The organism is Thaumasiovibrio clandestinus (assembly GCF_047250365.1).
Taxonomy (GTDB): Bacteria; Pseudomonadota; Gammaproteobacteria; order Enterobacterales; family Vibrionaceae; genus Thaumasiovibrio.
In genome coordinates this window covers 1-10,465 of the sequence record NZ_JBLBVL010000031.1, presented here as the reverse complement: position 1 = coordinate 10,465, position 10,465 = coordinate 1, and the positions used below count along the sequence as shown (strand labels likewise).

General features: G+C 41.8%; 9 protein-coding genes and 1 pseudogene. 5 read left to right on the top strand and 5 right to left on the bottom strand.

Annotation, left to right across the window (positions count from 1 at the left end):
• Positions 1-474 (top strand): hypothetical protein (locus tag ACKLNH_RS20220; RefSeq protein WP_413114070.1); only part of this gene is annotated, 474 nt, incomplete at its 5' end.
• Between the two features lie 204 nt (positions 475-678).
• On the opposite strand, the gene ACKLNH_RS20215 is transcribed toward ACKLNH_RS20220, so the two are convergent.
• A complete protein-coding gene (locus tag ACKLNH_RS20215; RefSeq protein WP_413114069.1) occupies positions 679-1,503 on the bottom strand; it encodes an AraC family transcriptional regulator in 825 nt (274 codons plus the stop codon).
• A gap of 180 nt (positions 1,504-1,683) precedes the next feature.
• On the opposite strand from ACKLNH_RS20215, the gene ACKLNH_RS20210 reads away from it, so the two are divergent.
• A complete protein-coding gene (locus ACKLNH_RS20210; protein ID WP_413114068.1) occupies positions 1,684-2,625 on the top strand; it encodes an acetylxylan esterase in 942 nt (313 codons plus the stop codon).
• A gap of 1,210 nt (positions 2,626-3,835) precedes the next feature.
• Here ACKLNH_RS20210 and ACKLNH_RS20205 read toward each other — a convergent pair.
• The gene (locus ACKLNH_RS20205; protein WP_413114067.1) at positions 3,836-4,528 is read right to left on the bottom strand and encodes an SDR family oxidoreductase; all 693 of its coding nucleotides are present in this window, start codon (positions 4,526-4,528) and stop codon (positions 3,836-3,838) included.
• 134 nt (positions 4,529-4,662) lie between these two features.
• The gene (locus ACKLNH_RS20200) at positions 4,663-5,829 is read right to left on the bottom strand and encodes an MFS transporter (protein WP_413114066.1); all 1,167 of its coding nucleotides are present in this window, start codon (positions 5,827-5,829) and stop codon (positions 4,663-4,665) included.
• A gap of 192 nt (positions 5,830-6,021) precedes the next feature.
• Here ACKLNH_RS20200 and ACKLNH_RS20195 point away from each other — a divergent pair, with 192 nt between their 5' ends.
• The 3 genes from ACKLNH_RS20195 (at position 6,022) to ACKLNH_RS20185 (ending at position 9,223) form a co-directional block, all read left to right on the top strand.
• Entirely contained in the window at positions 6,022-6,903 is an 882-nt protein-coding gene (locus tag ACKLNH_RS20195) for a LysR substrate-binding domain-containing protein (RefSeq protein WP_413114065.1), read from the top strand.
• Positions 6,904-7,019: 116 nt separating this feature from the next.
• Positions 7,020-8,117: an alkene reductase gene (locus ACKLNH_RS20190; protein ID WP_413114064.1), complete on the top strand. Its 1,098-nt coding sequence runs from the start codon at positions 7,020-7,022 to the stop codon at positions 8,115-8,117.
• Positions 8,118-8,131: 14 nt separating this feature from the next.
• Positions 8,132-9,223: an alkene reductase gene (locus ACKLNH_RS20185; RefSeq protein WP_413114063.1), complete on the top strand. Its 1,092-nt coding sequence runs from the start codon at positions 8,132-8,134 to the stop codon at positions 9,221-9,223.
• 189 nt (positions 9,224-9,412) lie between these two features.
• On the opposite strand, the pseudogene ACKLNH_RS20180 reads toward ACKLNH_RS20185, so the two are convergent.
• Both ACKLNH_RS20180 and tnpC read right to left on the bottom strand, forming a co-directional pair.
• A pseudogene (locus ACKLNH_RS20180) lies at positions 9,413-9,592 on the bottom strand (IS3 family transposase); the annotation flags it as partial.
• 33 nt (positions 9,593-9,625) lie between these two features.
• A partial coding sequence (tnpC, locus tag ACKLNH_RS20175) for an IS66 family transposase (protein WP_413114062.1) occupies positions 9,626-10,465 on the bottom strand: 840 nt, incomplete at its 5' end.

The window sequence follows — 10,465 nt, the reverse complement described above, 5'->3', positions numbered from 1 at the left end:
GTCGCGTGCCTTAGTAAACTAGAGTCGAACAATAACTTTCATCGAACAATGAATATTGATGGTATCGGTGGAAGTCGCACTGACGCGTTACGAACATTAAGAAATTACACCCAAAAAAATTCATCGCCTAATAAAGCAGTCATAAATAAGATCAATTTAGAACCGCTTTACGAGGCAATTGAAAAGCACCAAATGATAGATGCATGGCAAGGCAGTGTGTTGGGTGCGTTCGATAGTCCAGAGGAGCACGCTAACAAGAAACTGGTTGCTGCAAAACAATCGTTCACTCGAATGATGAAGTCTCCCAAAAACGACGGCTCAACTGATTACCAGCTTTGGGCGATTAGTGCTGCCTTAGGTCTTAAGTTTACCCGCGGGTATAGCGCACAAGCAACTGGCAAGGAACATTGGCAATCATGGGGAGCTGGCGCTAAAAAACGCCGAAAGAACAAAAGGGCGCCGCGTTCAAAGTAGCTTGACGGACACCGATGTGGGCTTTTAGGTAACAAGCCCACGAATCTGACTCATGCTTGTCTCTAAGAACGTTATTGATAACTGTAATTGCAATTCAAATATTTAGTACCTTTAAAAAACGTAGATATGAAAAAGACACACCTCGATAAAAATTCGTAAGCGCGCCACGTGGGATCGTGGTGCGCTTACAGTGCACACGGAAGCTTACCACTGCTTACGAATTGAGGAAGCGGATATACCTAGTATTTTTTTAAAATTACGACAAAAAACTGATGACGATGAGTAACCTACACTTAAAGAGATTTCACATATTGTCTTGTTCGTAGTGATTAACTGTGAGTATGCATCGGCAACTCTCAATTGGTTAACATACTCACGAACAGTTACCCCTGTTGTAGATTTAAATTGACGACAGAAAGAAGACACATCCATATTGACTTTTTTTGCTAATTGACCTGTTGTGATCTCTCCAATGTAATTAGTCCCAATCCATTCAAAAATAGGAGTGATTCTAGACACACTAAATTCAAAATGATTCTTTTCACGAAGAACATAGCTATCAAAATCAGTTGCAATACGATCTAATACAGCAATAAGGCTTCCAATGATATCACCATTTGAACTTGATGTTATACTCTGCAAGTGATTGATTAAAACCTCACAATGTGTATTTTTTATGTATGTGTAATGTTTATATTTAAGCAAATTAGAAATTGCACTTAAAAATTCGACGCTTAATAACTCTGGACTGAAAATTTCAGGGGTAAATTGAATTAACACTGAACGGGACCATTTGGTTTCATTGTCAGTTAAAAACCTATGCGGGAGATTTGAAGAAATAAAAATCAAGTCATTAGGTTGGTACTTAATAACTTCTTTCCCCGAAATCAATGTTCCGGTTCCTTCTTGAATATATACTATTTCAATCAATTCATGGAAATGATATGGATTATCAAAACGGGGAGCTGAGAAAACCGTTCTTCTGAACACCTTTTCTTCATTTAAAAATACTTCTGTCTGAGCATCCATCTCAACTCCTCTACAGTAAAGTTCGCAATTAGATTTGATCGTCATGTGATACAGGTCACAAACAAAATTGCAAGTCAATTAGAGACAATTTTACGCATTTTAGTGGTGATACTTTCAAGTAAAAACAGTTTACTTTCATTGTTAATATTTAGCAATTTCGATTACAGGCGAGTGTTTTAGATGGTAAATACTTATAGTGACACATCTGGTGAACCGACCGATTTTCTCACTTTTTGGGAGCAAGCAAAGGAACAAGTTGATTCTTTACCTAAGGGGTGGAAGGTATACGAGTCTAACTTTAGTCACCCTACGCATCAATGCCTTGACCTCTACTTTGAAGGCGTGGATAAAGCCTTAATTTATGCAAAGTATCTGCGTAACTCTGCGAGTGAATTAGAACCGTGTCCCGTAATTTTCGTTTTTCATGGGTATGGTGAATCTTCACCTCCGTGGAGTAGGATCATGAATTGGGCTTCTGCCGGTTTCTCCGTTTTAGCAATGGATGTTCGTGGGCAGCTCGGTAAATCTGGAGGCGGTAATTATGCTAGTCAAACGAATGTTCATGGGCAACTCATGGCTGGAATTGAACATGGAGCCAATAATTTACATTTTAAGAAAGTATACCAAGATTGCTATCAATTAATTTCTATAGCTAAAAGAATGCCAGAAATTGATAAGAATAGAATGATGACATATGGTTCATCCCAAGGAGGAGCCCTTGCCATTATTTCAGCTGTACTTTCAGGAAGTATAAATAAAATAGTATCCATCCACCCATTTCTCGCTAATTTCTCTCTCGCTTTAGATATGAATTTATCGAATTCGCCATACTACGAAATGAATAAGTACTTCAAGCTTAAGGATCCGTCGCACAAAACAAAAGGCAATATATTCATGCAATTAGAATATATAGATGTGCAGTTATTTTCTAAGCATTTAAAGAACAAGCTATTAGGTGCAGTGACAATGAAAGATGATATATGCCCACCAGAAATACAGTTAGCTGTATTTAATGACATTAGTTCGGAGTGCACAGTAGTAACATATCCAGAGCATGCACATGAAGATATAAAAGAGTTTGAAGATTTAGCATTTGAATTCATAACAAAAATAAAGGAATAGGAACAAGCAAGCAACCATCTTCATATTAATGACCCTATTTGTGACAGTTTTTTACTTTCCCTAAGGACTTTGTTGCGTAACTAAAAAATGGGCGGTAGCAATCCACTTTCGGTTAGTTCTTATCCTGCTCGCTTGGTTTCCGGCATACCTAGGCTAGTCAGTTTGTTTAGAGCTTTGATCATCGCATAATCAGGCAAGGGGGCATATTAACGATCAATGATGGTAGTTTTTTTCTGGTAACATTTTTCTTCAGTACAACGTTACCATCGGTATCAACTCCATGAAGAGCAAAAGATGATTTAGCTAAATCAATACCTAACATGGTCTTTTCCTCGCGGTCTCTGCACTTACATCAAGTATAGGTAAGGGGGAAGCGTCCATATCATTAACAAAGCCGTTGCGATTTTGAAAATAGAAATTTAGGGGCTGATTATCCAAAAAATATCAGCAACCATGCCAACATTTCTAGTGAAAGAGACTAGTCGAGAGTTTATTTTGCTGCTTTCAATATTTGAAGTAGGTTAGCTTGTCGTTTTAGTCATTACGATGTGTCCAAATTGCGTCCAACAATAGTGAGACGAAATTATTAACTCAATTAAGTCAGTGGTTTATATTATTCGTCTCATAATCGAGCCAATAGAATGTTGGTTGGTTATCAGTGCTCACTGGCTATCTCCAGAATTGAAAAAACAAGATATTGTTCCATATTTTCAATGGAAATCACAGGCAAACAGCGAAAAGCGATGACGAGGCTACGTTAGCATCCAAGAAGCATGAATTAATGGTGGGTGAGGGCGTATTACCAGTGTTTCTGCAAAAGCGACGTTCACGTTTCACCATTGCTGTCGATTTTAGGGAAAGAACAAGTGCTCCGTTATTGGGTGGGCAGTCCCATTTCTCGAGTGGCTAATGTCAATTTATGACGACGTGTTGTTTCTGGAGGGGAGCATGCAGAGCCGATAACTATTTTAAGCGTTCTACTTCTACCTTGAGTTTAGCGCAAGAAACGCGTCCTCAGTAAGCTCACCACGATCCCACGTGGCGCGCTTTAATATGAGGAAGTTCCAGAGAAGTAATGAGTTGATGTCGGAGTTTGGCTAGCTCTTTCTCGTTGCGTCGTTTGGCCATGGTCTTACCTCTTGTCGGTTAAGGTAAGACCTTAAACGTGCTTGGACGGGTTAGAATGTGGGGTTTATGAAGCGGATACGGTTTACCATGGTAGTTGAGTGCCATCGTAAACAAAAAATGAACCTGAGTGTTTGGCTTTTAAATTATCAATGACATTTAGCATTCCCTTGACACTATCTTGAACTGTCAATTTGCCGTCTTTTCCGCCCATATCGGTTTGAACCCAGCCCGGGTGAATCGCCATGGTTTTTACACCAGATCCCGATAACTCACAGGCCAATGATTTAATAATCTGATTAAGTGCAGCTTTTGATGCTCGATAGCTATATCGGCCACCAGAGCGGTTATCATCAATACTAGCCAGTATTGAGGTCATCCCGATAATAGTTTTATCTTGGCCTGCTAGGATATTATTGAGCAAGGCCTGTGTAATTAACATTGGGGCGATGGTATTAACCTTTAACACATCTCCCCATCCTTGCTGATCCATATTGCCTAAGTTGTCACATCCTTCGCCACTTACCCCTGCATTATGAATAAGTAAGTCAATAGGTTGATCTTTAAATTCCTCAGTTAAAGCGAGAATATCCGTTTCATGACTGACATCTAAAATATAGGGACGAATGGTTGAATAACTTTGTGCTAATAGGGTCAACTCATGGGCTGAATCAATATCGCGACAACAGGCTATGACGTTGTAGTGACGCTCTGCATATTGCTTTGTCAGCTCGAGCCCTAAGCCACGATTTGCTCCAGTAATAAAAACGGTTTTCATTGCGTTCCTCTTGTCATTTTTCAATGTTGTCTAATACCAATCAATATAAGTTGCGAAGAGCTGGTCAATGCGACTGCATTGGTCAGCTCTGAAGAAAAAACGTGTTTATTTCATCAATACACTTTCTTATACCATTAGCTTTCTACACGTTTATCAAGGCGACCACTAAAGCGGGTCAGAGCAAGCGCTATCAGTACAACTACCGCACCGACCCAAGGTGTATGCATTAATCCAGCTTTAGAGACAATCACTCCGCCGCCCCATGAACCAAGTGCAATACCAATGTTAAATGCTGCGATGTTCAAACCGGAAGCAACATCTACTGCATCTGGAGTATACTTTTCAGCTAGTTTCACTACATATACTTGTAAACCAGGAACATTACCGAATGCAAATGCCCCCCAAACTAAAATAGTGGCTACCGCTGCGATAGGGTTTACGGCTGTAAAATTGAACACAATAAGAACAGCAGCAAGGCCGGTAAAAATAATGGTAAGTGCTTTTATTGGGCCCATTTTATCGGCCATTTTACCGCCCCAAATATTACCAATAGCAACGGAGACACCATAAACCAACATAATTAAACTAATTGCATTAGCACTAAACCCAGTTTCTTGCTGCAAAATCGGAGCAAGGAAAGTGAATGCTGTAAAAGTGCCGCCATAACCCAGCGCGGTAATCGCATAAACCAGTAATAATCTAGGTTGAGTTAATACCTTAAGCTGCGATGAAAGCTTGGCGGTAGCAGGCTGCTTTAAGTTATTTGGAACTAATAAAGCACTACCAATTAATGCGATTAAACCTAATAGTGCAACAATTAAGAAGGTTGATTGCCAGCCAAAGGTTTGACCAATGTAAGTCCCAAGCGGCACGCCTGTTACTAACGCAACGGTTAATCCAGTGAACATAATTGCAATGGCGCTTGCGGCTTTTTCTTTGGGTACCAGACCTGTAGCAATGGTTGAGCCAATTGAGAAAAATACACCATGAGCTAAACCTGTCAAAATACGCGCGATAATCAGGGTGTTATATCCAGGTGCTTGCCATGCGATTAAGTTACCGACAACAAACAGTGACATTACGGTAATCAATACGTGTTTACGATTCCACTTTCCTGTTAAAGCCGTTAAAACGGGGGCACCAATGGCAACACCAAGTGCATAAAGGCTAACAAGCAATCCTGCTGAAGGTAGTGATACATTTAAGTCGGAGGCCATGGTTGGGAGTAGCCCCACGATCACGAACTCCGTTGTTCCGATAGCAAAGGCGCTGAGCGTCAATGCGAGAAGTGCTAAAGGCATAATATTTACTCTCTGTTGTTTGAAAATGACAAGCAGTAGATGATGTATTTGTCGCTATGCAGCCGTGTTGTTAATTGATGGGGGGCATTTTGCTTCAAAGCTGTTTTGCGAAAAATAGAGGTTTTTACAAATGATATTTGTTATAAATGCAATAAATTTGTTGGGCAAGTGGATAAAATTGAGGGGAATAGCATGCGCACAAGGTCTGATGATTTAGGCATATTACTTGCCGTAGTCGATACAGGTGGTTTTTCAGCGGCTGCAGAGAGCTTAGACATACAAGTCGCTCGAGTATCAAGAGCTGTAAGTAAGGTGGAGAGCCAACTTGGGGTCACTATTTTAAATCGAACCACGAGGCGTATTGAATTAACCGATGAAGGACGTCAGTTCATTGAATCAGTGCGGGTGGGCTTAATGCAATTACAACAGGCGGAAGAAGATATTATTTCCCGTGGGGAATTGCCCAAAGGCCGTTTGCGTGTGGACGCGGCTAGTCCGTTTGTATTTCACCAATTGGTGCCATTGGTACAGTCATTTAATCAAGCCTATCCCGATATTGAGCTGGAAATAACCTCCAATGAAGGAATTGTGGATTTGCTAGAAAAGAAAACCGATTTAGCAATCCGCATTGGTACGTTAAGTGATTCAACGTTACATGCTAGGTCGCTGGGTCGAAGCCCCTTATACATTGTGGCTTCACCAGAATATATCTCAAAACGAGGGCTTCCTCATAAAACCAGCGATCTCGCTCAGCATAACCTCATTGGATTTGTCACCCCTAAAATTTTGAATGACTGGCCTTTAAAAGGCTTTACTCAGTTGGACGCTTTAATGTCATCAAGTAATGGTGAAACCATTCGACAAATTGTTTTGGCTGGAAATGGCATTGCATGTCTATCAGGGTTTATGGTGAATAAAGATATTGCCGAAGGACGTTTAATTCCGTTGTTGGAGAGCGAAAAAAACAGCCTCCCAAGAAGAGAGCAAGTGAACGCGGTATATTATAAGACTTCTTCTGTGGCCAAGCGGATCTCCGCTTTTATTGATTTTATTAAGCCGAAGTTAACCCTGTAGATACCTCAAAATAAGGTGATTGTTGCAAATATAACAAATATTATTTGCCTTTATTGCTATAAATGATTGGTGATTCATTTGCTAGTATGCCCCTATCAAATGAAGAGGGCTCAACTATGTCACTATCACTATTTCAACCATTCACACTGGGTGGACTCACACTCAAAAACCGTATTGTTATGCCACCCATGACTCGTTCAAGAGCCAGTAAGTCAGGTGATGTAGCTAATGAAATGATGGCAACCTATTACGCTCAGCGTGCCAGTGCAGGGCTTATCGTGTCTGAAGGCACGCAAATTTCAGCGACTGCAAAAGGCTATGCGTGGACCCCAGGTATTTACACACCAGAGCAGATAGCTGGTTGGCGTAAAGTGACAGACGCTGTGCATGCCAAAGAAGGCGCGATTTTTGCCCAGTTATGGCATGTAGGTAGAGTGACTCATCCAGATAATATCGGTGGCGACCAACCCATTTCTTCATCAGCGCTAAAAGCAGAAAATGTAAAAGTATTTGTCGATAATGGCAGTGATGAACCAGGTTTTGTCGATGTAGTTGAGCCTCGAGCAATGACAACTGAAGAGATAAAACAAGTTGTCGCAGATTATCGACAGGCAGCTCTTAATGCTATAGAAGCAGGTTTCGACGGAATTGAACTTCATGCCGCTAACGGTTATCTGATTAATCAGTTTATTGATTCTGAAGCGAATAATCGCACAGATGAATATGGTGGTAGCCTTGAAAACAGACTGCGTTTTCTTGATGAAGTGGTCGCTGCAATGTCTGATGCGATTGGTGCAGATCGAGTTGGTGTTCGTCTGGCTCCGCTAACAACACTTAACGGTACAGTAGATGCTAATCCAATCAAGACATACACTGCTGCTGCTGCGCTACTAAATAAACACAATATCGTTTACCTGCATATTGCTGAAGTCGACTGGGATGATGCACCAGATACCCCTGTGTCATTTAAGCTGGCTCTTCGTGAAGCTTATAAAGGTGTCCTTATCTATGCAGGCCGCTACAACGGGGAAAAAGCCGAACAAGCGATAAATGATGGGCTGGCGGATATGATCGGTTTTGGGCGTCCATTTGTCTCAAATCCAGATCTACCTGAGCGTATCAAAAATGGCTACCCATTAGCAGAGCATGATCCAAACACGCTATTTGGCGGCGCTGATAAAGGTCTTACTGACTACCCAACCTATACAAAATAGCGGGAGACATAAATATGTTATTTGACTCGTTTAAATCTGATAATTTCGCTGTTGAAAACCGTATTGCAATGGCACCAATGACACGCTCTCGAACTAGCCAGCCGGGAGATGTCCCAAATGACTTAATGGCAACCTATTATGCACAGCGTGCGACAGCGGGTTTAATTGTCACAGAAGGAGCGCCTATTTCAGCCGTTGGTCGTGGTTATTCTATGACTCCTGGTATCTATACCAAAGAGCATATTGAAGGCTGGAAAAAAGTAACCAAGGCGGTACATGACAAAGGAAGCAAGATCTTTATTCAGTTATGGCATGTTGGTCGTAGAAGCCATTCCTCTATTTCTGGTTCACAACCAGTGTCTGCTTCTGCTATCAAGGTTCCTGATCAGGTATTTGGCCCACTTCCTGCGGGTGGTTTTGGTATGGTTGAAACCGAAGCGCCTCGTGAGATGACGCTAGACGATATCCAAAACACCATTGCTGATTTCGTACAGGCCGCAAAAAATGCTGTTGAAGCAGGTTTTGACGGTGTAGAGGTTCACGCAGCACACGGTTATTTACTAGATACCTTTTTACGCCAAGAGAGCAATCAACGTTCGGATCAATATGGCGGTAGTCAGGAGAACCGGATGCGCTTCATGGTCGAAACGCTTCAGGCGGTATCTAATGAAATTGGAAGTAATAAAGTCGCAGTGAGAATTTCTCCACACGTAATCGAAGGCTTTGCAGATGAAGATTCGGAAATTGTCGAGTTGACGCTCAAGGCGCTTAAGAAAATGGCATCAATGAATCTTGCCTACGTCCATTTTTCAGAGAGAATTTCTCGCTACCAAGAAGTCCCAGAGTCATTTCGTCAGCAAGCACGTGAAGTTTATCCAAACCCAATCATGATTGCGGGTAAGTTAACTGTTGAAGATGCTCAAGAACTGATAAGTAAAGGTTACTGTGACTTCGCAGCCTTCGGCACTCCATATGTTACCAACCCTGATCTAGTTGAACGTTTTAGGAACAACTGGCCACTTGCGGAGTTTGATGCCGATGCTCGCCTAACTTTATATGGTGGTGATGAAAAAGGCTTTATCGATTACCCATGTTATTCTGAGTAGCCCGAGCTAAATATAAAAAGTAGGGAAGCGATATAAAAGCTCTTCTAAAAGAGAAAATCGGTGACGTGTCAGCTGAGCCCCCTTTAGGCTGACACGTTACTGTTAGCCGTCGAATAGTTACATTTGATTGACTTCTAAGTGATCAAAGTGCCATTTATTTGATCTGTACCAGCAAAATTAGACACTCTGCTAAGCGATATTTTTCAGTTCAAAGTTAGCTGGGCTTAAATACCCAAGAGCACTGTGCCTTCTTGTCCGATTATAATCAACTTCAATATACTCAAAAACAGTCTGGCGCATAGTATCTCGAGTCATGATCGGCTCGTATTGGATCGCCTCAACTTTCAGTGAGTGGAAAAAGCTTTCAACGGTAAGCGCACCACGATCCCACGTGGCGCGCTTTTAATATGAGAAGTTCCAGGGAAGTAATGAGTCGATGTCGGGGTTAGGTTTGGCTAGATCTTTCAAGCAATGAACCAAGTAGTTATAAAGAATTAGGTCATTCGCCTTGGCTGTCTCGATGATGCTGTAAAGCATTGCACTTGCATTGGCACCTCGTGAGTTATCTGAAAATAACCAATTTTTTCTCCCAATAACCAGTGACTTAATTGCACGCTCTGCACGATTATTATCGATAGACAAATGCCCATCGTCGATATAGCGAATGAGCTTCGGCCACTGTCCTAAGCTGTATTTTATGGCCTTACCGAGCGCACTCGACCCAACAACTTTCTGTGAGGTGAGCCACTGATGAAGCTCATCTAATATCGGTTTCGCTTGAGTTTGGCGCTCGACCAAGCGTTGCTCAGCACTGCTACCTTTTAATCTTGCTTCAAGTGCATACAACTTCTGGATTTTCGCCAGTGCCACATCAGCTTTACCTGTCTTGCCTTTACCTTTGAGTTTTTTAGCATCCATGAACTTGCGACGAGCGTGTGCGAGGCAACCAACATTAGTTACCTTATCCAGTCCATCATAAGCACCATAACCATCACTTTGCAGATAACCACTGTAATCACCCAAGAAAGCAGCCGGGCAGGCTCTGGCGCGACTGTTTTGATAGTCGAATAAGACAATGTTTTTCATGTCATCGACGGTTGCTTCTGGTGAGTCGGCCCCTGAGCAGTACAACCACATATACGCCTGTTTATCTTCTTTCAGTACATTAAGCGGTGTTTCATCCGCTTGAACTACCACTTGCTTAAGAAGATGACGCTTTAGTGCATCGTAAAGTGGAGCGAG

Bases quoted from the DNA above. Each gene is read 5' to 3' on its own strand.
- ACKLNH_RS20215 (WP_413114069.1), bottom strand. From the start codon at position 1,503: ATGGATGCTCAGACAGAAGTATTTTTAAATGAAGAAAAGGTGTTCAGA.
- ACKLNH_RS20185 (WP_413114063.1), top strand. From the start codon at position 8,132: ATGTTATTTGACTCGTTTAAATCTGATAATTTCGCTGTTGAAAACCGT.
- ACKLNH_RS20195 (WP_413114065.1), top strand. From the start codon at position 6,022: ATGCGCACAAGGTCTGATGATTTAGGCATATTACTTGCCGTAGTCGAT.
- ACKLNH_RS20210 (WP_413114068.1), top strand. From the start codon at position 1,684: ATGGTAAATACTTATAGTGACACATCTGGTGAACCGACCGATTTTCTC.
- ACKLNH_RS20190 (WP_413114064.1), top strand. From the start codon at position 7,020: ATGTCACTATCACTATTTCAACCATTCACACTGGGTGGACTCACACTC.
- ACKLNH_RS20200 (WP_413114066.1), bottom strand. From the start codon at position 5,829: ATGCCTTTAGCACTTCTCGCATTGACGCTCAGCGCCTTTGCTATCGGA.
- ACKLNH_RS20205 (WP_413114067.1), bottom strand. From the start codon at position 4,528: ATGAAAACCGTTTTTATTACTGGAGCAAATCGTGGCTTAGGGCTCGAG.